This is a genomic window from Chitinimonas arctica (assembly GCF_007431345.1).
GTDB lineage: Bacteria > Pseudomonadota > Gammaproteobacteria > Burkholderiales > Chitinimonadaceae > Chitinimonas > Chitinimonas arctica.
Genome location: NZ_CP041730.1, coordinates 1034615 through 1058058 on the forward strand (window position 1 = coordinate 1034615; position 23444 = coordinate 1058058).

Here is a 23444-nt window from a genome sequence, read left to right on the forward strand (position 1 = left end):
ATACGCATGAACCTCCGCACCCTTCTTTTGGCGACGGCCCTGGCCGTCGCCCTACCGGCCGGCGCCGCCACGTCCAGCCAGCTGGTCAAACAACAATTCGACGGCCTCTCGCGCCTGGTCAAGCAGACCTATCCCGACGGCAGCTGGCAGCAATTCGACTATGACCTGGTCGGCAACCGCATCGGCCGCACCGACAACCTCGGCCGCAGCACCCGCTACGAATACGACATCCATCGCCGCCTGATCAGCGCCACCGACGCCCTGGGCGGCATCACCCGCTACAGCTACGACAGCCGCAGCAACCTGGTCAGCGTCACCGACCCGCGCGGCCTGACCACCCAATACCAATACAACGGCTTCGACGAGCTGCTGAAGCAGACCAGCCCGGACAGCGGTGTCAGCAGCTTCAGCTACAACGTCGATGGCCAACCCGCGACCAAGACCGACGCCAAGCAGCAAACGGTCAAGTATCGCTACGACGCCGCCGGCCGCGTGGATAGACTCACCTACGCCGACCAAAGCACCACCACCTTCGGCTACGGCGCCACCGGTCCCCGGACTGGAAAACTGCAGCTGATCACCGATTCGCAAGGCGACCAGATCAGCATCCCCTACGACGACCTCGGCCGCCCCATGGGCGAATGGCGCACCATCGCGGGTAAGCAGTACATCGTCCGCGAAGCCTACGACAGCACCGGCATGCTGAAGCAGCGCACCTACCCCAGCGGCCGGACGGTGACCTACACCTTCGATGTCAATGGCCGCATCGACCACGTCATGACCCAGCAGGTCGGTGGTCCTACCGTCTCCATCGCCAAGGAAATCAAATACCGCCCCTTCGGCCCCGTCAAAGGCTGGATCTACGGCAATGGCGAGAAGCACAGCCGCAGCTTCGACGACAACGGCCGCCTCACCCAGCTCAGCCTGGGCGACGGCACCTTGAGCTTGGGCTATGACGCGGGTGGCCGTATCGTGCGCCAGCAGATCGCCGGAGCTTGGTGGGAACGGTTGCTGCAACGAATGGGCTTGCCGATTGGCCAGCAGCAACAATACGACTACGACCAGAACGATCGCGTGACCGGCTGGCAAGACGGCAGCCAAAGTCAGGGTTATCAGTACGACGCAAACAGCAACCGCACCCAGCTGCGCGTCAACGATAAGACCTATCCGCAGCGTGTCGATACCACCAGCAACCGTCTGATCACCAGCGATGGTCCCCGCGTGGCGGTCTATCAATACGACGCCAACGGCAGCCGCCTCAGCGACAGCAAGCAAAGTTACACCTACAACGCCCGTGGCCGCCTGATCGCTGCCGCAGGAGCGCAGTATGTGGTCAATGCCCTAGGCCAGCGCATCGTCAAGACCTACCAGGGCCAGACCACCCTTTATCACTATGACCGCCAAGGCCACCTGGTGGCCGAAACCGACGACAAGGGCAATACCCGGCGCGAGTACATCTATCTGGATGACACTCCCGTCGCCGTGATCGACTTCGGTGAGATCCGCTACATCCATACCGACCATCTGGGTACCGCCAGACTGATCACCGACGCCAGCAAGCACCCAATCTGGGCGTGGCAGGGCGATCCCTTTGGCAACACCGCACCGAATGAGGATCCGGAAGGGACAGGCGGGGCTTACGCGTTCAACCTCCGCTTCCCTGGTCAGTACGATGATCGGGAGTCGGGGCTTTACTACAACTACTTCCGGGATTACGATCCGGCGATTGGTGGGTATCCGCAATCCGATCCTATAGGGCTGGCTGGCGGCCTCAATACCTACGGTTACGTGGGCGCCAATCCATTGAGCTACACCGATCCGGCTGGCCTTCAAATTGAATATGCCAACCATGAAGTGGCTCTCGGTCTTTTTCACTCAAAGTTGATAATTACACCTAGCAATCAAGCGAGGTACAAGAATGATTCTAGATTTCAGAATCTAGACCAGGCTGGTCGTCGGTATGCAACACTGGGGGCTGGGCCAAATTCCTATGCGCAACTTGAGTCAGGGGCAAATAGACCCAAAGATATTAGCCAAGCGTGTGCAGTTAGACGGCCACTGGGTCTGCCTTCGCGCTACTCCAACGAAGACGACGCGATAGACCGCCTTTTTAGCCTGTCAAATAAATACAACGAAAACAAAGAACGGTACACCTTGCTACCTCTGAGCATTTTTAATGTACCAACTGGACATAACTCAAACAGCTTTATCTCTGGAATTGGCCGCGCGGCAGGATTTAACATGCCCGCACCGAATGAAACCGGTCGAAATACACCTGGTTATCAATTCCCTCTTCCCAGCAGCAGCTTTGGAGTGAACTGATGAAGTGCCATACGACGCTTAGAAATCTACTTTTTTGGCTTACTAACCTATGGGTGATGCTAGCTTTAAATGCATGCTCAAGTGAAGTAGCTATAAGAGAAAAATTTCTCCGGAAGACACCCGTGAACACAACGACTGATCAAGTTATAGCCATGTGCGCGCTTGAGAAAATTAGCTGCAAGCACTCTGATAATTCGGGCTACCTTGACCAGAGGACGGGTAAAACAATAGGTGTAAAATCAATCTGGGGTGTGGTTGAGGAAAATAAGACACCGCTTTTTACATCCACATATCAAGCACATTGGGGATTTGACGAGAATAACAAATTAATAGATGTATGGGTTTGGCATACAGTTGACTCCCTATAGGAATCCATGCCTCTGCAGGTGGCAATTCACATAGCGCCTTCGACAGGAACAGGCGGGGCATACGCGTTCAACCTGCACCTCCCTGGTCAGTACTATTATCGGGAGAGCGGGCTGTACTACAACTACTTCCGGGATTACGATCCGGCGATTGGTGGGTACCCTCAGTCTGACCCCATAGGGCTGCCAGGGGGGATCAATACCTATGCCTATGTCGAAGCAAATCCACTAAGCGGGATTGATCCGTTTGGGCTGGCTACTCATCTCATATTCACAACTGAAGGTCATCCTGATAATGGGCCAAACCCGTGGCGTGACGGTGCGCGAGCGGCTAGGAACGAAGTGCCTCCCGGAGACGTTGCTGTTCGTTATGACGTCAAAACCGTTGCTCAGATCAATGCTGTATTGAAAGCCACGAAAGATATTGGTGGCGTCTATTTCATTGGTCATGCAGGGGGGCATAGCGTTTACGTTGGAGCTGATCCAGCGCCGGGGTCTAATATCTCGACTCTTCCTGGCGAAAAAAACGTAAGCCCATTTAGTATGGACTGGAGTAATCTAAACAAAAATGCCCAAATCAATGTTTGGGGGTGTAATAGCACTTTGGCTGCACAGGATCTAGCAAACGCAAGTGGTCGCAAGGCAGTTGGATTTTCTAACTTTGATAATTTCGATGAGAAAACTGGCCGACCATTTGTTAGGTGGTATAAATCCGGCGGCCCGGAAATATTCTCGCCGAATCTAAGCAGGAGGAAATAATGATAAAAATGTTAGCCCGTTTTTGCTCTTTTTCAATGAGCCTTGCTGTTATTGCGTATGGAATTGTACTTTGCCAGCGGGCTAGCCGCTGGACTGGAGGCACCCGGATAGGAGCGGATACGTTGATGTATACCTATGTACTGGGGGGGGTTGCAGTCATTGTGGCAGTATTTGCATTAAAGCGGCCTTCAGACTCAACAGCCGCTGCAAAGGTGAAAAATTGGGCGCCGCTAGCGTTTGCTGCTATTGCCTTGGCATTTATACTGCTTCTGCATATGAGTGGTGTAGTAACTGCAGTGGGACGCGAGTAATAGCTGGTTCGCTTGACGAATTTTACATCGTACTCTTCAGGCGAGAGTTACTCAGAAAGCATGGGATGCATTTCAAAACCATAGCATCAGCGGATTTGGAGTTAAATGATCATGGGTAGATTATTTTTTCTTGCACTGGCAATTTTCTCGGTGCCCACCTTTGCATCTGGAGACCCAGGCGTCTTGTACATTATGGGAACTAATTTCTTCCTATTGCTAGTGGCGATTGCACATATCGTGAAAATTGACCGCAATTGGGAAGTAAAATATAGAGCCCTTGCTATATTAGCAATCGGGGTTGCCGGCGCGCTCGCACTCCTTTCAAGGCCCGGGTACTCAAGCAATGCGCTTATAATTAACTGCATGTCTTTGGGCAGTATGTTTTTAAGTTTTTTAATAATTTGCATTTTATTTAAAAAAACATCACACCCCAAAGTCCTGAAAAAGAATACCGGGAGTTAGGGAAACACTGATTAAATGTGCCAACGAGCGATCGCGAGGCCCCCTCGCGGCGGGTGCGTGGTGGTTGCCCCGCAGGGGCTTACAACCACGGCCTACTCTTTACGGGTGCGAGGGTAGGGATCTGCGGTTTGGATAGGCGCAATATTTCAGTGCATCCCTAACGAAGATACAAGCCATCCTCTTACCCAGAGGATACTGGCTAACTACCCCCCCGCCACCGGCGGCTCCGCCACATTCACCTGGTTCTTGCCGGCTTTCTTCGCTTCATACATGGACTGGTCAGCCCGCTCCACCGTAGTCTCAGGATGCTCACCCGGCACATACCGCGTAACACCCGCCGAGAAGGTAATCAACACCCGTTCGTTGTTATGCAGAAAGAACTGCCTGGTCAGATCGCGCTGCATGCGCCGCATGACATTGGCCGCTTCGCTCAACACCAGCTCCGGCATCAGCACCACGAACTCCTCACCGCCATAGCGCGAGACGGTGTCGGTGGGGCGTAGCGCATCCTTGATCACCTTGACCAGGTGCACCAGCGCGTCGTCGCCGGCTTGGTGGCCGCGCTGGTCGTTGAGGCGCTTGAAATTGTCGATATCCAACAGGGCCAGACATAAAGGCTTGCCGCTGCGGGCAACCCGGGCGATCTCGGTGGCGAAGGATTCGTCGAAGCCGCGCCGGTTCAACGCGCCGGTCAATTGGTCCACGCGTACCTTTTCGCTGACGGCGCGTAGTTCGGTCTCCAGCTCCTTGACCCGTCCATCGGCCGCCTCGGCCTGGGCACGGGCCGCCAGCAGCTCTTCACGGGAGCGGGCCATGTCCAGCTGCATCACGCGGGTGTCCTGCATCAATTCGTCCAGCAATTGCTGCAGATCGACCAGGCCTTGCGAGCCGCCGATACGCGTGGCGTAGGCCGCGATCTTGTCGTGGTAGCCGCCGGTGGTATCGGCCATGCTGCCCAGCCGGTCGATAAACAGCGAAATCATGCGCTTCAGCGTTTCTTCGGTCTCGTCCAGGCTATGGCGCAGCATGCCCTGCTTGTAGACCACTTCCTTGAATCCCACTTCGGCATCGTACAGACGGCTCATGCTGAGCGGTTTCGCCAGGATATCGCGTACCACGGCCACCTGGCCCTGCACCCAGCTATCCTCGCCGGAAAGGGCGACCAGATTGTCGCTGAGCAGCAGCAGCAGATTGACCAAGCCGCTGGCGATGCGGTTGTCGTTTTCCCGCTTCAACTCCAGCTGGACCCAGAATTTCTTCATTCGCTGCGCAAGAAAATCCATGCCCTGTTCGCTGCTCACCGATTCCGCGCCCAAAGCCAGGCTACTCGCCTCTTCCTGCAGCTCGGGAAAAGGCCCCAGGCACTGCACCATGCCGATACGCAGGGCCTGCACCAGCAATTCACGCCAGACACGCCAATCCAGACCGCCGACGGCGGCTGCGCCTGCATCGCTCGGTTTGGCGCCTTCCGCTGCCGGCTCCAGCTCGGTTTCCGGCTCGGCTACGTCGATATCGCCGGCCGCGCTGCTGCCGTCCGCCCAGCCCCGTACCAGGGCGTCGAGCTTTTCATTGAGGAGGTTGGGATAGTTGCCGAAATTCAGCAGGACCTTGGCCAGGGATTCCTGCTTGCGCGAATGGCTGAAGTGGGCGCTGCGCAGATCCCATTGAGTGACCAGTTCACGGATCAGTTCGGACCAGGCACGGGTCAAACTGGCCTGGCCCGCCTGCGATTCGATGGCCTGCGACAGTATCGTGGGGATACTGGTCCAATCGCGGTTCTGGGCGGCTTTTTCGATCAGGCTGATATCGCGCAGCAGTTCCGGCGACTGCCGCGGCAATTTATGCAATGCATTGAGCAATTCGGGCAGCAAGGCGGCTTCGTGCCCCGACGAGCGGGTTGCGATGCCGGAAATTTCCGTATACAGCTCTTCGTAACGCTCAGGCGTAGGCGAAATGCGGCGCGCCGCCAGCTGCTTCAGCGTTTCACGGGCAATATCGGTAGGATTAGTCAGCTTATTGCTCATGACGGCGCGATTCCGGGCTCCGACAAAGTATAGAAGCACAACACGCGCAGCGACAGGACAACAAAAAAGGACCCGCAAGCAGGTCCTTTTTCTGGTGATGCTGGGTAGGTGTCGAATTAAGCGCCGACGACCGTTACCTTCACATCAACCGTTACATCGTGGTGCAGTGCGATCACGACGTCGTACTCGCCGATGGCCTTGAACGGGCCGTTCGGCAGACGCACTTCCATCTTGCTGACGGCAACGCCGGCGGCGGTGATGGCTTCGGCGATGTCGTGGTTGCTGACCGAACCGAACAGACGACCATCCACACCGGCCTTCTGGGCGATGGTGACGGCGAACTCGGCCAGCTTCTCGGCACGGGCTTGCGCGCCGACCAGGATCTCGGCTTGCTGCTTTTCCAGCTCAACGCGTTGGGCTTCGAAAGCCTTCAGGTTGGCTTCGGTAGCGCGCTTGGCCTTGCGTTGCGGGATCAGGAAGTTACGGGCGTAACCAGCCTTGACCTTGACGATATCGCCCAGGGTGCCCAGGTTCGCGACTTTTTCGAGAAGAATGATTTGCGTTTGCATGTTGGCTGCTCCGGCTTAGTGCTTGTCGGTGTAAGGCATCAGCGCCAGGAAACGCGCGCGCTTGATGGCGTCGGACAGCTGACGCTGGAAGCGGGCCTTGGTGCCGGTGATACGAGCCGGAATGATCTTGCCGTTCTCGTTGATGAAATCCTTCAGCAAGCTGACGTCTTTGTAATCAACTTCCTTGATGCCTTCGGCGCTGAAGCGGCAAAACTTGCGACGCTTGAACAGATGACGGGACATGGTGACCTCTTGAATTCTGATAACTGTGGAAACTCGCCTTAAGCGCGCTTCCAATCGGTAATGTGCAGTACCAGGCTGTGCTTGTAGCGTTGGCTACGACCCGCCAGAAAACCCTTGACGGTGATTTCCGTGCCATCCGCCAACGCTGCCAGTCCTTTGGCCTTGTCACCCAGGCAAACACAGGGCATTTCGCACTGTACCTGCCGCTCGATTCCGGCTTCCGTCTGATTCGATTCATGCCTTAGCCTGAATTCGATCACCGGAATACCGGCCGGGGTGTAACGCAAGACCTCCGTCTGCAGCACGGCGCCATGGGCAACGACCTGGTTGCGCGCGCTCAAGCCGCTGGCCTGGATTAGGCTGCAGCCGCTTCCTTGGCTTCAGGAGCGGTGGACAGCGAGCGCGACTTCTCTTCCTTCATCATCGACGACGCTTCGGTAACAGCGTGGGCGGTCTTCAGGGTGAGGTGGCGCAGCACGGCATCATTGAACTTGAATGCGTGTTCCAGTTCGTCCAGGGTGCCTTGACCGATTTCGACGTTCATCAGCACGTAGTGTGCTTTGTGCATCTTTTGAATCGGGTAAGCCAGTTGACGACGGCCCCAGTCTTCCAGGCGATGGATCTTGCCGCCTTCATTGCCAATCATCGTCTTGTATCGCTCGATCATGGCGGGCACTTGCTCGCTTTGATCGGGATGCACGATGAACACGATTTCGTAGTGTCGCATGTGATCTCCTTGCGGATTGAATAAGCCTCCCGTCATGCGGTAACGGTGAGGCAAGGTGGAAAGCCGAGCATTCTAGCCCGGCCCCACACCTTCTAGCAAGAAAATCAGCAAGTTAAGTGCTGCGAATATGTCAATGCAGCTTGATGCGGGGTCTATGCACGCGGTCCAGCCATTCCGCCATGGTGATCAGCACGGTACGGCTGACGCCGGAGAGAGCCAGTTGATGCTGTTTATGCAGCCCCCAGTACATCAGCTTGGCCAATTTGCCTTCCACGAACAGGCTGCCGCGCGCCAAGCCGCCCATCAGCGAGCCGACCGAGGAATACTTGGACAGCGACACCAGGGAGCCGTAGTCCTGGAAGACAAATGACTTCAACGGCTTGCCCGCCATGGCCCGTTCGATATTGCCGGCCAGCAGGTCAGCTTGCTGATGGGCGGCCTGCGCCCGTGCCGGCACCCAGCCGCCCTGGACGTTCGGACAAGCGGCACAGTCGCCAAAGGCAAAAATACGCGGGTCGCGCGTGGTCCGCAGGGTGTCGTCGACCACCAGCTGATTGATGCGATTGCTCTCCAGCCCGGCCAGGTCGCGCAGGAAATCCGCCGCCTTGATGCCGGCGGCCCAGACGGTCAGCGTGCTGGGGATAAAGCTGCCGCTGCCCATGCGCACCCCTTCCGCACTGACTTCCACCACCCGCTCATTGCTGTGGATTTCCACCGCCAGCTTGCGCAATTCACTGGCGGCCGCCAGCGACAGGCGCTCGGGCAAGGCCGCCAGGATGCGTTCGCTGGCCTCGACCAGCACGATCTTCAGATCCCGTTCCGGATGGATATGGTCCAACCCGAAGCTGACCAGCACTTGCGCCGCCGCATGCAGTTCGGCGGCCAGCTCTACCCCGGTGGCGCCGGCGCCGATGATGGCCACCGTCATGCGGCCCTTGCCCTGCGCTGGCGGCAGGCTTTGCGCGCGCAGACAGGCATCGATCAGGCGTTCGTGGAATTGCCGGGCTGCGGCGGGACTGTCGAGGCAGATGGCGTGTTCGGCTACGCCAGGTGTGCCGAAATCATTGGTCTGGCTGCCGACCGACAGCACCAGGTAGTCATAAGCCAGTCTTTGCGCCGGGATGATTTCGCGGCCTTCGGCATCGATCAGGGGGTTGATCAGGATTTCGCGGGCTTCCCGGTCCAGGCCGGCCAGCCTGCCCTGGCGAAAACGGAAGTGATGCCAGCGGGCCTGTGCCAGATATTCGATTTCCTCGGCGTGGCTGTCGTAGCTGCCGGCTGCCAACTGGTGCAGCAGCGGTTTCCAGATATGGGTGCGCTGGGCATCCACCAGGGTGATTTCGGCGCGGCCTTTCCGGCCTAATCTGTCACCGAGCCGGGTGGCCAGTTCCAGTCCGCCGGCACCGCCGCCGACTATCACGATTCGTGGGCATCGTCCGTCTTCCGCCATGGCAACACTCCGTCTATGGGCACCCCGCTATTCTAACTGGGTTCCTTAGCGCGAGTTGCCGCTACTCGCTGGCCAGCCGCATACCGTCAAAAGCGACTTCCATCCCCTCCGGCAGGCGCTGCGACAGCGCGTGGTACTCCAGCTCATGGGTCATATGGATAAACACACTGCGCCGCGCACCAATGCGCCGCGACGCTTCGATGGCTTGTTCCACCCCGAAATGGGTGTAGTGCGGCTGTTCACGCAGGCAATCGATCAGCAGCACATCCAGATCTTGCAATAAGCGGTAGCTCTCGGGCGGGATATCGGACACATCGGTGATATAGGCCAGGCGGCCGATGCGGTAGCCGAAGATGGCGCCCTTGCCATGCCAGACGGGGATGGGAATGACCTCGATGCCGCGATGGCTGAACGGGCCGCTAACCGCCGTGGTCTGCAGCGACGGCTTGTCCCACCAGGGGCCGGGCGGCAGGGTGGTGTAGTGAAAGCGCGTTTCGATATCGCGCATGGTGTATTCATTGCCGAAGATGGGCAGGGGCGCGCGGTTCAAATAGCAGAATGCGCGCAGATCATCGATGCCGTTGAGGTGATCCGCATGCGGATGGGTGTAGAGCACCGCATCGACCTGGGTCAAGCCTTCGCGCAGCGCCTGGCCGCGCAGATCGGGGCCGGAGTCGATCAGGAAGTTCAGTCCGCCGACCGATAGCACGGCGGACGACCGTGTCCGGCTATTGCGCGGATCGCCCGAGGTACAGGTCGGACAGCCGCAACCTATCGCCGGCGTTCCGCCGCTTGAGCCACAACCGAGTATCAGGACTTCCACTTTCAAAACCATCGCTCCTGGCCAGGTCTAAGTGAGTGAGCCAATGCCTTGCAACTGTCCTTCCAGCTTGAACAGGCGGGCGAAGTTGGCCGTGGTGGCGCGCGCCACCTCGTCCACGCCGATTCCGCGCAGATCGGCGATATGCTCGGCCACATGGCGCACATAGGCGGGCTGGTTCTGCTTGCCGCGAAAAGGCATCGGCGCCAGATAAGGCGAGTCGGTTTCGATCAGCATCCGCTCCAGCGGAATGGTACGGGCCACTTCCTTCAACTCTTCGGCCTTCTTGAACGTCACGATGCCGGAGAACGAGATATAGAAGTTCTGCGCAATGGCCGCATCGGCAACCGCCTGCGACTCGGTAAAGCAATGCATGACCCCGCTGGCCTCGCTGGCTCGCTCTTCTGCCATGATGCGCAGGGTATCTTCCGAGGCACTGCGGGTATGGATGATCAAGGGCTTGCCGCACTGCCTGGCGGCGCGGATATGCACGCGGAAACGCTCGCGCTGCCAATCCAGATCGCCTTCCAGGCGGTAGTAATCGAGCCCGGTTTCGCCAATAGCGATCACCTTGGGGTGGCGGGCCAGCTCCACCAGCTGTTCGACGGTGGGTTCGACCTCATCCTCGTAATCGGGATGCACCCCGACCGAGGCGAAGATATGCGGATAGCGCTCCGCCATGGCGATGACATTGGGCCAATGCGGCAGGTTGACCGATACGCACAAGGCGTGGCTCACCCCATTGGCCGCCATGGCGGCCATGATCTCGTCAGCCTGGGCGGCAAGATCGGGGAAGTCGATATGGCAATGGGAATCGATAAACATGGCGGCAAGGCTTTGAAAAAATTAGGTGTGCGGCGCAACTTCCGAAGGGAGGGATTCTAACGCGAATCCATCCCGCTTATTCGGCGGTCACGCCAGGCTCCCCGCTCATTCCCCCCAAATTTCCGGCACGAACTTCAAGGTATGGACCGCCGGCCCCGGCAGGAAAGGCGCGGGCTCTCCCTTCAGCCAGGCCGCATGGCCCGCCAGGAAATAGGGGCTGAGCGGATGGCCGCTGGGACCGCCAGGCAAGGTCAGGATGCCCTGCTCCTCATGACCGGGCGACACCACCATTCGTTCCGACTGGCCAAAAGATGGGCCAGCCACGCGCGGCATATGTTCGTCGCCCGCTTGCGCTTCGCCAGACGCGGACAGCCAACTGCCCAGGATACCCAGCCGACGGGCGAAAGGGTGTTCGATGGAAGTGAGGTTACGCAACCCCCAGCTTGAGGCCTCCAAGGTCGAACCGCTACTGGTCAAGTCGGCGATCACGCGATCGATGGCCGCCAGCTGCACCGCCCGCCAATCGCTGCGGCCGGGTGGCAGCCAGCCGGGAGGCTGCTCGTCCAGCAAGCGGGCGACCACGGCGGGCCAGCGCGGATTGGCCATGACGTAGGTACTCCCTTTCGCCTCCAGCTCGAGTTGCTTATCCAAACCGCCGAACAATTCGGTATACAGGCCATGCATATAGTTGCGGGCCAGCCGATAGCCGACCGACTTCACACTGGCATGGCCGTCCCAGCTCTGTTCAAGCAGACGCCGGAATTCACTTCTGGCGGGTTGGCCAGCCAGCGCGGCCGGGTCCAGCACCTGCAGTGCGCGCTTCCGCCACGCGTCGATAAACAGTGCGCGGTCGTCCAGGCCGATATCGTGCACCGCTTTTTCGTCGGCCTTTTGCAAGGCGGTCAGCCCGTCGCGTATCTGGCGGGCGCGGGCGCCGATATCGGCGCCGCCGTCGCCCAGCTTGCGGTATTCCGGCCCGGCCAGCTGGCGGTTATTGGCAGTCCAGAGCTGGCCATCCACGGGATCGAGCAAACGTGGATAATCGGCCGGTGCGCGCGGCGTCTGCCAACCCAGCGGCTGCGTGCTGTCATAGGGAAAGCTGGCGGCAAGACTCGCATCGCGGCCCGGCAAGGGCCCGGCGATGGTCCAGCCGATATGGCCGGACGCATCGCCGGCCAGCATATTCTGCGCCGGCATGCCGGCACTGTTGGCTACCGCCAGTGCCGCCGCCAGGTTGGCGGCGCCTTCCATTTCGGCCAAGCGCAAATTGACCGCGCCAGGCTGATGCGCCACCCAGTGGACCGCGTAGTAGCGGCCACCGATTTCGCGCAGCGGTCCAAGGGAACTCTCCAGCACGGTCATCGCCTGGGGCTCCCCACCCTTTACCCGCAGGATTTCGCGGTGCTGCCGGACCGTTTCCCAGCCTGCCGCCGTCTTGAAGCGCAAGGGCTGGGCCGGATCGCGTGCCAGTTCCACCAGATCGAGATAATCGCCGTAACTATTGGTAAAACCCCAGGCGACCCGGCCATTGCTGCCGACGACCACCAGCGGCGCACCCGGCAAGGTCACACCCGCCACCCGGCGCACCCCACCCTGCCCGTCCGGATACTGTAATACCGCCCGATACCAGATATGCGGCAGACGAATGCCCAGGTGCATATCGTCGGCGATCAGCACGCGGCCATCCTTGCTACGGGACGCTGCCAGCGCCCAGTTATTGCTGCCCACCGAGGAAGAGGCTTCCAGCGCCGTCAACCCTGCCGGCGCCCGCTGGCCCAGCCAGCCAGGCGCGGTGGCCGGAAATGGACCAAGCGACGGCGCGATGGCAGGCGCATCGATGGGCGTGTCGAATTCAGTTGCTTCGGGCAGCAATACCGCCAATTGTTCCGGTGTGCTATGCGACCGTAGCCAACCGCGACCGAATTCGCGCCGCTCTTGCTTGCCTTGCAGCTCGAAATACATGGCCCAGACCACCAACAGCGAATCGGCCGGCTGCCACGGTTCCGGCTGGGTACGCAGTAACCCATATTCGAACGGGCGCGCGCCCAGGGCCGCCAAGCCGGCATTGGCGCCGGCGGTGTAGCGCTCCAGCAGCTGCAGCTCGGCTGCGGGCAGGGTCTTCAAAGCGGCTTCGGCGCGGGCGCGGAAGCGGTGGAAGCGGTGATCGCGATCCGTCTCCAGAGCTGCCGCACCGACCAGTCCGGCCAGTTCGCCTGCGGCTACCCGGCGCAATAAATCCATCTGGAAAAAACGATCCTGCCCATGCAGGTAGCCGGTGGCATAAGCCACATCCAAACGGTTCTCGCCACGCACGGTGGGCACGCCCTGCCCGTCGCGTTCGACCTGCACCGTACCGGCCAGCCCATGTACGGGCACCTCGCCATCGAGTTGCGGCAGGCTTGCCCGCAAAAACCCCCACACTGCCATCGCCACCAACAATACCAATAGCAGCAAACCAAACACGGAACGCAACGCCCAGCGGCGCAGTCTAGATGGAGTCATCGAAGGCTCGGGAAATGAGAAGAGGCGAGTGACGGCCGGGAGCACCGGCGGTTCACGCGGTACAGCGACGATTACATGGTATGCGTGGTCCGATTGGACTGAAGTGCGCCGCCCAGCATGGCTTCGATCTTGTTGCGGGCCTGGTGGCCGGCCTCATTGTCGGAAAACTGCACGCCCACGCCCTGGGTACGGTTGCCATGGGCACCGGCCGGCGTGATCCAGCTGACCTTGCCCGATACGGCGATACGCGCCGGATCGTCCATCAGTTGCAGCAGCATAAAGACTTCGTCGCCGATGCTGTATGCCTTGGCGGTAGGGATAAAGATGCCGCCGCCCTTTACAAAGGGCATATAGGCGGCGAACAGGCCCGCTTTTTCTTTGATGCTCAGCGACAACACACCGCCGGCGCGGGGCGCGGCCATGGCAGCGGCGGGTTTGGGAGCTTCGGCCATAAGGTTTTCTATCCTTTGTTCATAGGTCGTACGGCTTGCTGGTAGCCGAATAGCAATTGTTCAAAAACCAGCCTGGCATTCAGTGGGTGGCTGGAAAACTTCCTGGCCTCCAGCACGGTGTCGTGATACCGCATCAGGCGAACCGGGTCCAGCGCCTTGGCCAACGATCCCAGTCGGCCGGCTTCATCCGGATAATAGCGGATTGACTCGGCCAGGCCCAAACTTGCCAGATCGTGCAGCCAGCGGGACAGCCAGTCGGTGACCCGCGCCACTTCCATTTTCTGCTTGTCCAGACGCTCGGCCAAAGCCAAGGGATCGAGCTGGCGAGGGTCGGCCAATTCGGCCAGGAAGGCCCGCCGCGCGGCCAGCGTCTCGGCATCGGCGCGCTCGATGGCCGCCAAGGGGGCGCCGCCGGCCTCGGCCAACTGACTCTCGGCATCCGCCAGACGCTGCCCCGACAACCAGGCAAGCGCCTCGGCCTTGGCCGGCAGCGGCAGGGCCAGACGCCGGCAGCGGCTGCGTATGGTAGGCAACAAGCGGCGCCATTGATGGCTGACCAGGATGAATATGGCGCCGGCCGGGGGCTCTTCCAGCGTTTTCAAGAGGGCATTGGCGGCAGCCAGGTTCAGCGCCTCGGCTGGCTGGATCAGCGTAACGCGGCGACCGCCCCGATGCGCGCTCAAGTGGACGAACTGGTTCAAGTCGCGCACCTGGTCCACCGTGATCCAGGCTGAGGGTTTCTTCTTGGCCTTGCTGTCCGACTCCTCGTCCTCGTCCTCCACCACCGGCGTCAGCTCCCGAAAATCCGGGTGATTGCCGGCCTGCAACCAATTGCAGGCATCGCATACCCCGCAGGGCCGCACGGCCATGCTTGCCTCGCACAGCAGGGCCTGGGCCAGATGGCGGCCAAACGCCTGCTTGCCGATCCCGGGTTCGCCGGTCAGCAAGAGCGCGTGCGGCAGCCGCTCGCCTTGCGCGATCAAGGCCTGCCAGTCGGATTGTTGCCAGGGGTAGAGCATGGAGGGACCGATCGGAATGGGTACGCGAACAGGCTGCCTTAAGCGGCCAGCAGCTGGGCTAATTCGGCCTGGATGGCGGTGATCGACCGGCTGGCATCGATCACGCGCATCCGGCCTGCCGAGGCGGCGGCCCGGGCATGGTAAGCGTCCCGCACCCGTTCGAAAAACGCATCCTGCTCGCGTTCGAAACGGTCCAGCTCGCGGCCATTGGCCAAGCGGGCCCGGCTGACTTCCAGGGGCACGTCGAACAACAGCGTCAGGTCCGGCTGCAGCAAGCCCTGCTCGCGTCCCTGTACCCATTGTTCCAGCATGGTGAACTTATCCAGGGCCAAGCCGCGGCCGCCGACCTGGTAGGCATGGGTGGCATCGGTAAAGCGGTCGCATACCACCCAGCGCCCGGCGGCCAGCGCCGGCTCGATGACCTGGGCCAGATGTTCGCGGCGAACGGCAAACATCAGCAGGGCCTCGGTTTCCAGATGCATGGGCTGCTTGAGCAGTAGCTCGCGCAATTGCTCGCCCAGCGGGGTACCGCCCGGCTCGCGGGTGACCAGATGGTCGATGCCGCGTTCGGCCAGGTGGGCCGTCAGCCAGCTCAGATGGGTACTCTTGCCGGCGCCGTCCAGGCCTTCCAGGCTGATAAAACGTCCTTGCGCCATATTATTTGGCTCCCAGCTGATAGCGGCGTACCGCTTGGTTATGTTCGGTCAGCGTCGTGGAGAAATACGATGAGCCGTCGCCCTTGGCGACAAAATACAGGGCTTGCGACTGGGCCGGCCGGGTGGCCGCCAGCAAGGCGGCTTGTCCGGGCATGGCAATCGGGGTCGGCGGCAGACCACCGCGGGTATAGGTGTTCCAGGGCGTATCGGTTTCCAGATCGACCCGGCGCAGATTGCCGTCGAAGCGCTCACCCAGCCCGTAGATCACGGTCGGATCGGTCTGCAAGCGCATACCCTGGGCCAGCCGGTTCATGAAAACCGAGGAGATCATGCTTCTATCCCGCGCCGCGCCGGTTTCCTTCTCGATAATGGACGCCAGGGTCAGCGCCTCATAGGGCGAAGCCAGCGGCAGATTGGCGGCGCGTGCCCCCCAGGCGGCCTTCAGTTGCCGCTCCATCGCCTCCTGGGCGCGCTTGAGCACCTGCACATCGGAACTCTGCTTGGCGAAGTGATAGGTATCGGGGAAGAACAAGCCCTCCGGACTCTGCGCCTTGCTGCCCAGCGCGGCCAGCAGGGCGGCGTCATCCATGGCGGCGCTGTCGTGGCGCAGATCCGGGTCGCGCGCCAAGGCCGCCTTGACCTGCCGCCAGTTCCAGCCTTCCACGATGGTCAGGCTGGCACTGCTGACATCGCCATCGGTCAGCTTGGCCAGCAATTCCAGGGGGGTCAAGGGCTGGCTCAGTTCATAGCTGCCGGCCTTGATACGCATGGCATCGCCGTTCAGGCGCGCAATGATGGTCAGTAGCCAGGGGTGTTCCAGCAGTCCCTCGGCCTCCAGCTGGTTCGCCACGGTGCGCATATTGCCGCCGCGCTCCACCACGAAACTGCGCGGCAATTCGGCCAGCGGCTGGGGGGTATGGATATAGCGCCAGACATAGGCGCCGGCGGGTACCAGCACCAACAATACCAACAGGATGGCGAGCCGGCTGAACACCTGGACCACGCCCCTGCGTGGCTTAGCGGATTGCTTCTTCTTACGTGCCAATTCAGTCTTCCACGGTTTCGGTTGCCGGCTGGTCGCCTTGCGACCGGGTCTTCATACGGGCAAAAAAGCGCTCCACCACGCCCGCCTCGCGGGTACGCAGCATCGGTGGCAGCGCCTTCCAGATCTGCTTGCCATAGGGTTTTTCGACCAGGCGCGGATCGCAGATCATCAGCACGCCCTGGTCGGTCTCGTCGCGTATCAGCCGGCCGGCGCCCTGCTTCAGGGTAATGGCCGCACGCGGCAGCTGATACTCGATAAAGGCGTTGCGGCCGGCCTTGTTGATCTTGTCGATACGGGCCGCCAGGACCGGATCGTCCGGTGCGGCGAACGGTAGTTTATCGATCACGACAAGACGCAACTGCTCCCCCTTGACGTCGATACCTTCCCAGAAGGTCTGGCTGGCAACCAGGATGGCATTCGGCTGGGTGCGGAAGCGTTCCAGCAATTCGGTACGGGTACCCTCGCCTTGCAACAGGATGGGATAGTCCAACCCCAGGCCGGCCAGGCGGGTTTTGATCAGCTCATGGGCCTCGCGCATGGCCCGCAGGCTGGTGAATAGCAGGAAGGCGTGGCCTTCGGCCAACTGGACCAGCGGCAAGGCTGCTTCCACCACCGCCGCGGTATAGTCGCGGCTGTTCGGCTCGGGCAGGCCTTGCGGCACATAGAGCAGCGCTTGCTGCTTGTAATCGAACGGCGACTCCCACGTGCCCTGATCGGCCTCCCACAGGCCCATTTCATGGGTGTAGTGCTTGAAATTGCCGTTCATGGCCAGGGTGGCGCTGGTAAATACCCAGGCCCGCTCCCCGTCCATCTGCCGGGCAAACAGCCGGGCGATATCCAGCGGGGTGATATTGAGCTGGAAGCCGTGGGGGCTGACTTCCATCCAGAACACATCATCCGAGCCAGGCTCGGCGGCCGCATCCTTGCCGGCCTCGGCAACGGCCGGCTTGCTTGCCGCCGCTGCGGCAGCCTCGAAGGTCGGCGCCCGCAGGCCGGCGCACCAGCTACGCAGCACCGCCAATTGCTCGGCGGCCCGGCGCCGGCAGTTCTCCAGACCTTCCGAACGTTCCGCCTGGTCGGCCAACAGCTCGAACAGCTTGCCCAGCGCGCCTTCCAGGTCGCCCAGGGCGGCATGGAAGCGCTCGTTGTCGGCCAGCAGGTGCTGGGGCGAACGCAGGCTGTCCTGCTCGAAGACCAGGCGTAGATCGCGGGTCGCCTTGTCCAAGGCCATTGCGGCGGCGGGCAGATGGACGAAATCCTTGGCGGCCGCCAAGGCCTCTTCGCGGCTATCGCGCGCCAGCTCCAGCAGCGCACCCGAGGCCACCGTCTCGCCGAAGAACAGGCTGGCCACCTCGGGCAACTGGTGGGCTTCGTCGAAAATCACGGTATTGCAACGGGGCAGCAGCTCGCCTGCGCCTTCGTCCTTGAGCCACACATCGGCGAAGAACAAATGGTGGTTGACCACCACCACGTCCGCCTCCAGGGCCTGCCGGCGCGCCTGCATCACAAAGCAGTCCTGGTGATTGGGGCATTCCGAACCCAGGCAGTTATCGCGGGTGGACACAGCCTGCTGCCACACCGGCGCCGATTCGGGCACCGCCGAACAACCCGACTTGTCGCCGTCACGCGAAGTGGCGGCGAAACGGGCGATGGCATGCAGATGGGTCACATCTTCCTTGCGGGCAAAGCGGCCGTCGGCCAGCGCCCGTTCAAGGTGATAGGTACAGACGTAGTTGGCGCGGCCCTTCAGCAAGGCAATGCTGACCGGCACCTTCAGCGCCGTCCTGACCTTGGGCAGATCGCGGTGGAATAATTGGTCCTGCAGCGTCTTGGTACCGGTGGAAACGATCACCTTGCCGCCCGACAGCAGGGCCGGCACCAGATAGGCGTAGGTCTTGCCGGTTCCGGTCCCCGCCTCGGCGATCAGGGCCTTCTTGCCGCGAATGGCGCGCTGGACCGCCTCGGCCATCTCCCGCTGCTGGGCGCGCGGCCGATAGCCCGGCATGGCTTGGCTGAACAAGCCGCCTTCGTCGAATACATCGGCAAGAGTGGTCACGGAAATTTGGGCTGCTAAGGAAAAAAGGCGCAACGATTCTAGCATGGGCCCGTTGCGGCCGGGCCGACGTCCGGGACAAGGATGGGCCGGCCCCGCTTGATCACCAACCCAGCATGCCGGCAATCGGCTTTCGCCGGTAAAACAGCGGTCACCTTCTGGAAAAGAAAACGCCGCTCGAAAAAGCGGCGCTCAGCGATAGCAGTTGTACGATCTCAACCCTTTAAGCCCGGACATCGATCCGGTTACCCAGATTGGGCGGGTTACTGGGCTGCGGCAGGGCTTGCAGCAAGGTCATGGCATTCTGCTGCTGAATGTCCATCGATTTGCGCAATACCATGATCGCCGCCGTATTGGCCGTCTGCACCGCGGCCATATCGGATGCCGTACTGGCGATGCTGGAAACATCCATGGCTTCTCCTCTTTACGCCCGAAAACTCCAGGCAATCCATCGCTCCGCACAGGGGACCTGCGCGGCCGATGGACAAGATATCGGCTACCGTGAGCGTTTCTTTAGCGGTTTTTTCCGATTTTTAATCGGCTTGGCCTTGCCCGCCATGAGGTTACGGCGCTGGCCCACCGTCTTGCCCTTGGCGGCACGACGTTCGGCCAGGGTCTCGCGGCGCGTTTCCGCGCGCGATTTGGGGCGCTTGCCGCTAACGACCGGCTCGGCCGCGGCTGGGGTATCGCCCAGCAGGGGGGCATCGGCCTTGACCGGAGCGGGAAGGCTGGCAGGCGGGGCGGCCACGATGGGCTCGGCTTGGCTACCCTCCGCCATGGCGGGAAGGGCAAAGGCTAAAACAAGCACGGCACCGGCAAGGCGTTGGAGAATGCCGGAACACGGTAGGGAATTCGATAGCATGCGGGACTCCTGGGTCGTACGGTAACGCGAAGCCGGCTAGTTTAACGTGAAAGATCGCAAAGCAGCCGACAAGCCCACGCGAGCCGTAAAGCTCCTTATAATCGACGGCTTCGAACATTGCGTCTGCTCCCCCCATGAATCCGCTGCTGGACAGTCTCCAACCCTACCCCTTCCAGCGCCTCAAGGCCTTGCTGGCCGATGCCCGGCCGACTACCGCCTTACGCCATATCGACCTCTCCATCGGCGAGCCCAAGCACCCTACCCCGCCCTTGATCATGGCGGCGCTGCAGGCCAACTTCGCCGGTTTGGCGCAGTACCCGGCCACCCAGGGCACGCCGGAGCTGCGCGGCGCCATCGCCGACTGGCTGGCTGCCCGCTATGGCATCCCCCGGCCCGATGCGGCGCGCGAGGTGCTGCCGGTCAATGGCAGCCGGGAAGCGCTATTCAGCTTTGTGCAAGCCATGGTGGACAGCCGCGGCGAGGATAAACCGGTGGTGATCTCGCCCAATCCTTTCTACCAGATCTACGAGGGCGCGGCCCTGCTGGCCGGGGCCGAGCCCTATTACCTGGATTGCCGCCCCGCGCTGGACATGCAACCCGACTGGGCGCAGGTGCCGGAAACGGTTTGGCGGCGCACGCAACTGGTGTTCGTCTGCTCCCCGGGTAATCCCACCGGCGCGGTCATGAGCCTGGAAGACTGGCGCCAGCTGTTCGAATTGTCCGACCGCCATGGCTTTATCATCGCCAGCGACGAGTGCTATTCGGAAATCTGGTTCGACACCCCGCCGCTGGGCGGACTACAGGCCGCCCAACAGCTGGGCCGCGACTACAGCCGGCTGGTGGTGTTCTCCAGCCTCTCCAAACGCTCCAACGCGCCCGGCATGCGTTCCGGCTTTGTCGCCGGCGATGCCGCGCTGCTGGCCGGCTATCTGCTCTACCGCACCTACCATGGCTCGGCCATGTCGGCCATGGTGCAGGCCGCCAGCGCGGCCGCCTGGCGCGACGAAAGCCATGTGGAAGCGAACCGCGACCAGTACCGCGCCAAATTCGATGCCGTGGTCCCGCTGCTGGCCGAGCCCTTGGCGGCCGGCTGGCCGGATGCCGCCTTTTACCTGTGGACCCGCATTCCCGCACGCTTCGGCCAGGATGACGCTGCCTTTTGCCGCGCCCTGTTCGAAACCTGCCATGTAACAGTCCTGCCAGGCAGCTACCTGGGCCGGGCGGCGCATGCGGACAATCCAGGCGCCGGACGCATCCGCATCGCCCTGGTGGCGCCGCTGGAAGACTGCGTCGAAGGCGCCCGCCGTATCGCCGAATTCTGCGCTTGACCCAGCGCCCCCTTACCTCACGACCTCAACGAGATATACGCCATGACCCATCCACTCCAGGCCACCATCGAAACCGCCTTCGAGAATCGCGCCGACATCACCCCCGGCAATGTATCGGCCGAATTGCGCGCCGCCATCGACCAGGTACTGCTGGAACTCGACCAGGGCCAATTGCGGGTAGCAGAGAAACGCGATGGCGATTGGGTGGTCAATGACTGGACCAAGAAAGCCGTCTTGCTGTCCTTCCGCGCCTACGACAACCGGGTGATGGACGGCGGCGAGTTCAACTACTTCGACAAGGTGGACAGCAAGTTCACCGGCTGGGGCGACGAACAATTCCGCCAGGCCGGTTTCCGCGTCGTCGCGCCGACCATGGTCCGCCGTGGCAGCTATATCGGCAAGAACGCAGTACTGATGCCCTCCTTCGTGAATATCGGCGCCTATGTCGGCGAAGGCACCATGGTCGACACCTGGGCCACGGTCGGCTCCTGCGCCCAGATCGGCAAGAATGTGCATCTGAGCGGCGGCGTCGGTATCGGCGGCGTGCTGGAGCCCCTGCAAGCCTCGCCCACCATCATCGAGGACAACTGCTTTATCGGCGCCCGCTCGGAGATCGTCGAAGGCGTGATCGTCGAAGAGGGCGCGGTAATTTCGATGGGCGTCTACATCGGCCAGTCCACCCGCATCTACGACCGCGAAACCGGCGAGATCAGCTACGGCCGCGTACCGGCCGGCTCGGTGGTGGTCAGCGGCAACCTGCCTTCGGCGGATGGCAAGTACAGCCTCTATTGCGCCGTGATCGTGAAAAAGGTCGATGCCAAGACCCGCGGCAAGGTCGGCATCAACGAGCTGCTGCGCGGCATCTAAGGCGCACAGATCCACGGCCTGGCCATCTATATAAATACCGCCGCGATACCGGGGAAAACCGGTATCCGGCGGCAATGCCGGCAAATAGCTATCGTATTCCGCCGCGCATCCCCCAAGCCCGCGGCCCGCGCGTGCTAGACTGAGTAGCAAGATACCCGTTGGCTCCCCGTATGTTCTGTCCCCCCGCCGAATTGCAGAAGAAATGTGAAGCGCTAGATGCCAACTGGCGCGCCTACCGCGCTGCGCCGCGTTTCGAGCAGTTCGTCGAATTCGCCATCACCGTCTCCAGCTTCGCCGAGTTCCTGCACAGCAAGGGCCTGTCCGGCCTGCACCAGATTGCCCGCGACCTGGAACAGCAAGCCCTATCGCTATTCGGCGACGAGCTCAGCCATCCCGTACCCGAACATGTGTTCGATGAGTTGGCCAGTCGTATCGCCGGCCTGACGGCCCGGGTGGCCGGCTATATCGAGAACGGCAGCCGGCCCATTGAAGAGCGCCGCGCCGGCAGCCAAGACAGCGACCCCGCCGACGATCTCGCGCCCCCTCGGCGCGTCTGGTTTATCGGCGACAAATCGCCTGCCTGGCGCGATCTGATCACGCAATTGGGTTATTTCGGCGTGCGGGTGGAAGTCTTTGGTTGGCAAAACGTGCCGAATGCCCAGGATGAGCCGGCCATCCTGATGCTCGACACCTTGGGCCTCAGCGCCACCGAAGCCAGCCGCCGCATCAAGATGATCCGGGCGCGCTTCTCCGCCAGCAATCTGCTGGGGCTGAATATCGAAGCCGACTTCAGCTGCCTGCAGGCGATCCTGGGGGCAGGCTGCGACTTCTGCTTTGTCCGCGCCACCCCGCAACCGGCCATCATGGCCAAGATCGTCGAATTGAACGGCGGCGAGGAAGAAGCGCCCTATCGGGTACTGGTGGTGGAGGATTCGCTGACGGCCAGCAAGCTGGTACAACGCACCTTGGGCGAGAACGGCATCGAAAGCCTGGCGATCGCCCAGCCGCGCGAGGTCTTGACCACCCTGAAGCGCTACCAGCCCGACCTGATCCTGATGGATATGCATATGCCGGACTGCACCGGCGTGGAAGCGGCCCGGGTAATACGCCAGCACACCGAATTCCTGTCCATTCCCATCGTCTACCTATCGGGCGAAACCGACGTAGCCCTGCAGATCGAAGCCTTGCGGCTGGGTGGCGACCACTTTCTGACCAAGCCCTTCAATCCGGTCATCCTCAACGCCATCGTCAAGAGCAAGATCGAACGCTACCGCTCCCTGCGCCGCTCCATGTTCCACGACAGCCTGACCGGCCTGCTGAACCACACCAGCTCCAAGCAAAGGCTGGATACCGCCCTCAATCTGGCGATGGCGGAACAAGAACCGATGGCCGTGGCGATGATCGACATCGATCATTTCAAGAAGGTGAACGATAGCTATGGCCACCCGGTCGGCGACCAGGTGATACGCAGCCTGGCCTGGCTGCTTAAACAGCGCCTGCGCAAGAGCGATATCCTGGGTCGTTATGGCGGCGAGGAGTTCCTGGTCGCGCTACCCGGCGCAACCCTGACCCAGGCCTTCCAGATCTTGGACCGCATCCGCCATGACTTCAGCCAGATCAAACACCCCTTCAACGAGACCTGGTTCAACACCACGTTTTCGAGCGGCGTGGCGCAGTTCCCATTGATCAGCAATGGTGAAGCCTTGGTCAAACAGGCCGATGAAGCCCTCTACGAAGCGAAACGTGCCGGCCGCGACCGCGTGGTGGTCCGGGGTTAACCGCC

23 protein-coding genes are annotated in these 23444 nt (G+C 61.3%); 7 read left to right on the plus strand and 16 right to left on the minus strand.

The window, feature by feature from the left end; genetic code table 11:
- Positions 1–6 precede the first annotated feature (6 nt).
- The 4 genes from FNU76_RS04585 (at position 7) to FNU76_RS04600 (ending at position 4219) form a co-directional block, all read left to right on the plus strand.
- On the plus strand, positions 7–2322 hold the full coding sequence (locus tag FNU76_RS04585) for an RHS repeat-associated core domain-containing protein (protein ID WP_143856610.1): 2316 nt from the start codon (positions 7–9) through the stop codon (positions 2320–2322).
- A gap of 374 nt (positions 2323–2696) precedes the next feature.
- Positions 2697–3446 carry an RHS repeat-associated core domain-containing protein gene (locus FNU76_RS04590; RefSeq protein ID WP_143856611.1) on the plus strand — a complete coding sequence of 250 codons (750 nt, stop codon included), beginning with the start codon at positions 2697–2699 and terminating at the stop codon, positions 3444–3446.
- Positions 3446–3757: a hypothetical protein gene (locus tag FNU76_RS04595; RefSeq protein ID WP_143856612.1), complete on the plus strand. Its 312-nt coding sequence runs from the start codon at positions 3446–3448 to the stop codon at positions 3755–3757. The genes FNU76_RS04590 and FNU76_RS04595 overlap by 1 nt, the downstream gene beginning before the upstream one ends.
- A 111-nt stretch (positions 3758–3868) precedes the next feature.
- Positions 3869–4219 (plus strand): hypothetical protein, encoded by a 351-nt coding sequence (locus tag FNU76_RS04600; protein WP_143856613.1) that lies wholly within the window; start codon positions 3869–3871, stop codon positions 4217–4219.
- 203 nt (positions 4220–4422) lie between these two features.
- Here FNU76_RS04600 and FNU76_RS04605 read toward each other — a convergent pair whose 3' ends face one another.
- The 16 genes from FNU76_RS04605 to FNU76_RS04680 all read right to left on the minus strand — a co-directional run bounded on the left by FNU76_RS04605 (position 4423) and on the right by FNU76_RS04680 (position 19466).
- Positions 4423–6243, minus strand: coding sequence for a GGDEF domain-containing protein (locus FNU76_RS04605; protein ID WP_143856614.1), 1821 nt, complete (start codon positions 6241–6243; stop codon positions 4423–4425).
- 116 nt (positions 6244–6359) lie between these two features.
- A complete protein-coding gene (rplI, locus tag FNU76_RS04610) occupies positions 6360–6812 on the minus strand; it encodes a 50S ribosomal protein L9 (protein WP_143856615.1) in 453 nt (150 codons plus the stop codon).
- Positions 6813–6827: 15 nt separating this feature from the next.
- Complete coding sequence (rpsR, locus tag FNU76_RS04615; RefSeq protein WP_143856616.1) at positions 6828–7055, minus strand: 30S ribosomal protein S18; 228 nt, start codon at positions 7053–7055, stop codon at positions 6828–6830.
- Between the two features lie 38 nt (positions 7056–7093).
- Positions 7094–7396: a primosomal replication protein N gene (gene priB, locus FNU76_RS04620; protein WP_143856617.1), complete on the minus strand. Its 303-nt coding sequence runs from the start codon at positions 7394–7396 to the stop codon at positions 7094–7096.
- A 14-nt stretch (positions 7397–7410) separates the two neighbouring features.
- Entirely contained in the window at positions 7411–7782 is a 372-nt protein-coding gene (gene rpsF, locus FNU76_RS04625) for a 30S ribosomal protein S6 (RefSeq protein ID WP_143856618.1), read from the minus strand.
- A 130-nt stretch (positions 7783–7912) separates the two neighbouring features.
- Entirely contained in the window at positions 7913–9232 is a 1320-nt protein-coding gene (locus tag FNU76_RS04630) for an NAD(P)/FAD-dependent oxidoreductase (RefSeq protein ID WP_143856619.1), read from the minus strand.
- 61 nt (positions 9233–9293) lie between these two features.
- Positions 9294–10055, minus strand: coding sequence for an MBL fold metallo-hydrolase (locus FNU76_RS04635; RefSeq protein WP_223879331.1), 762 nt, complete (start codon positions 10053–10055; stop codon positions 9294–9296).
- Positions 10056–10082: 27 nt separating this feature from the next.
- Positions 10083–10877, minus strand: coding sequence for a TatD family hydrolase (locus FNU76_RS04640; RefSeq protein ID WP_143856621.1), 795 nt, complete (start codon positions 10875–10877; stop codon positions 10083–10085).
- A 105-nt stretch (positions 10878–10982) separates the two neighbouring features.
- Positions 10983–13379, minus strand: a complete 2397-nt coding sequence (locus FNU76_RS04645) for a penicillin acylase family protein (RefSeq protein ID WP_143856622.1) — start codon at positions 13377–13379, stop codon at positions 10983–10985.
- A 71-nt stretch (positions 13380–13450) separates the two neighbouring features.
- Complete coding sequence (locus FNU76_RS04650; protein WP_223879222.1) at positions 13451–13831, minus strand: PilZ domain-containing protein; 381 nt, start codon at positions 13829–13831, stop codon at positions 13451–13453.
- 8 nt (positions 13832–13839) lie between these two features.
- Complete coding sequence (holB, locus tag FNU76_RS04655) at positions 13840–14850, minus strand: DNA polymerase III subunit delta' (RefSeq protein ID WP_143856623.1); 1011 nt, start codon at positions 14848–14850, stop codon at positions 13840–13842.
- 38 nt (positions 14851–14888) lie between these two features.
- The gene (gene tmk / locus FNU76_RS04660) at positions 14889–15506 is read right to left on the minus strand and encodes a dTMP kinase (RefSeq protein ID WP_143856624.1); all 618 of its coding nucleotides are present in this window, start codon (positions 15504–15506) and stop codon (positions 14889–14891) included.
- Position 15507: 1 nt separating this feature from the next.
- Positions 15508–16551, minus strand: a complete 1044-nt coding sequence (gene mltG, locus FNU76_RS04665) for an endolytic transglycosylase MltG (RefSeq protein WP_308418612.1) — start codon at positions 16549–16551, stop codon at positions 15508–15510.
- 1 nt (position 16552) lies between these two features.
- The gene (yoaA, locus tag FNU76_RS04670) at positions 16553–18607 is read right to left on the minus strand and encodes a DNA repair helicase YoaA (RefSeq protein WP_223879223.1); all 2055 of its coding nucleotides are present in this window, start codon (positions 18605–18607) and stop codon (positions 16553–16555) included.
- A 220-nt stretch (positions 18608–18827) separates the two neighbouring features.
- Positions 18828–19016: a YjfB family protein gene (locus tag FNU76_RS04675; RefSeq protein WP_143856626.1), complete on the minus strand. Its 189-nt coding sequence runs from the start codon at positions 19014–19016 to the stop codon at positions 18828–18830.
- 84 nt (positions 19017–19100) lie between these two features.
- Complete coding sequence (locus FNU76_RS04680; protein ID WP_143856627.1) at positions 19101–19466, minus strand: hypothetical protein; 366 nt, start codon at positions 19464–19466, stop codon at positions 19101–19103.
- Between the two features lie 134 nt (positions 19467–19600).
- Between FNU76_RS04680 and dapC the strand changes: the two genes are divergently transcribed.
- The 3 genes from dapC (at position 19601) to FNU76_RS04695 (ending at position 23439) form a co-directional block, all read left to right on the plus strand.
- Positions 19601–20794 carry a succinyldiaminopimelate transaminase gene (dapC, locus tag FNU76_RS04685; protein WP_143856628.1) on the plus strand — a complete coding sequence of 398 codons (1194 nt, stop codon included), beginning with the start codon at positions 19601–19603 and terminating at the stop codon, positions 20792–20794.
- A gap of 42 nt (positions 20795–20836) precedes the next feature.
- The gene (dapD, locus tag FNU76_RS04690; RefSeq protein ID WP_143856629.1) at positions 20837–21661 is read left to right on the plus strand and encodes a 2,3,4,5-tetrahydropyridine-2,6-dicarboxylate N-succinyltransferase; all 825 of its coding nucleotides are present in this window, start codon (positions 20837–20839) and stop codon (positions 21659–21661) included.
- Between the two features lie 170 nt (positions 21662–21831).
- On the plus strand, positions 21832–23439 hold the full coding sequence (locus FNU76_RS04695; protein WP_143856630.1) for a GGDEF domain-containing response regulator: 1608 nt from the start codon (positions 21832–21834) through the stop codon (positions 23437–23439).
- Positions 23440–23444 lie beyond the last annotated feature (5 nt).

Coding starts and splice junctions, on each gene's coding strand:
- FNU76_RS04675 (WP_143856626.1), bottom strand. CDS start 19,016: ATGGATGTTTCCAGCATCGCCAGTACGGCATCCGATATGGCCGCGGTG.
- FNU76_RS04590 (WP_143856611.1), top strand. CDS start 2,697: ATGCCTCTGCAGGTGGCAATTCACATAGCGCCTTCGACAGGAACAGGC.
- FNU76_RS04600 (WP_143856613.1), top strand. CDS start 3,869: ATGGGTAGATTATTTTTTCTTGCACTGGCAATTTTCTCGGTGCCCACC.
- rpsR (WP_143856616.1), bottom strand. CDS start 7,055: ATGTCCCGTCATCTGTTCAAGCGTCGCAAGTTTTGCCGCTTCAGCGCC.
- tmk (WP_143856624.1), bottom strand. CDS start 15,506: ATGGCGCAAGGACGTTTTATCAGCCTGGAAGGCCTGGACGGCGCCGGC.
- holB (WP_143856623.1), bottom strand. CDS start 14,850: ATGCTCTACCCCTGGCAACAATCCGACTGGCAGGCCTTGATCGCGCAA.
- FNU76_RS04680 (WP_143856627.1), bottom strand. CDS start 19,466: ATGCTATCGAATTCCCTACCGTGTTCCGGCATTCTCCAACGCCTTGCC.
- FNU76_RS04650 (WP_223879222.1), bottom strand. CDS start 13,831: ATGGCCGAAGCTCCCAAACCCGCCGCTGCCATGGCCGCGCCCCGCGCC.
- FNU76_RS04695 (WP_143856630.1), top strand. CDS start 21,832: ATGTTCTGTCCCCCCGCCGAATTGCAGAAGAAATGTGAAGCGCTAGAT.
- FNU76_RS04605 (WP_143856614.1), bottom strand. CDS start 6,243: ATGAGCAATAAGCTGACTAATCCTACCGATATTGCCCGTGAAACGCTG.
- rpsF (WP_143856618.1), bottom strand. CDS start 7,782: ATGCGACACTACGAAATCGTGTTCATCGTGCATCCCGATCAAAGCGAG.
- dapD (WP_143856629.1), top strand. CDS start 20,837: ATGACCCATCCACTCCAGGCCACCATCGAAACCGCCTTCGAGAATCGC.
- FNU76_RS04640 (WP_143856621.1), bottom strand. CDS start 10,877: ATGTTTATCGATTCCCATTGCCATATCGACTTCCCCGATCTTGCCGCC.
- rplI (WP_143856615.1), bottom strand. CDS start 6,812: ATGCAAACGCAAATCATTCTTCTCGAAAAAGTCGCGAACCTGGGCACC.
- FNU76_RS04630 (WP_143856619.1), bottom strand. CDS start 9,232: ATGGCGGAAGACGGACGATGCCCACGAATCGTGATAGTCGGCGGCGGT.
- FNU76_RS04585 (WP_143856610.1), top strand. CDS start 7: ATGAACCTCCGCACCCTTCTTTTGGCGACGGCCCTGGCCGTCGCCCTA.
- FNU76_RS04645 (WP_143856622.1), bottom strand. CDS start 13,379: ATGACTCCATCTAGACTGCGCCGCTGGGCGTTGCGTTCCGTGTTTGGT.
- dapC (WP_143856628.1), top strand. CDS start 19,601: ATGAATCCGCTGCTGGACAGTCTCCAACCCTACCCCTTCCAGCGCCTC.
- FNU76_RS04595 (WP_143856612.1), top strand. CDS start 3,446: ATGATAAAAATGTTAGCCCGTTTTTGCTCTTTTTCAATGAGCCTTGCT.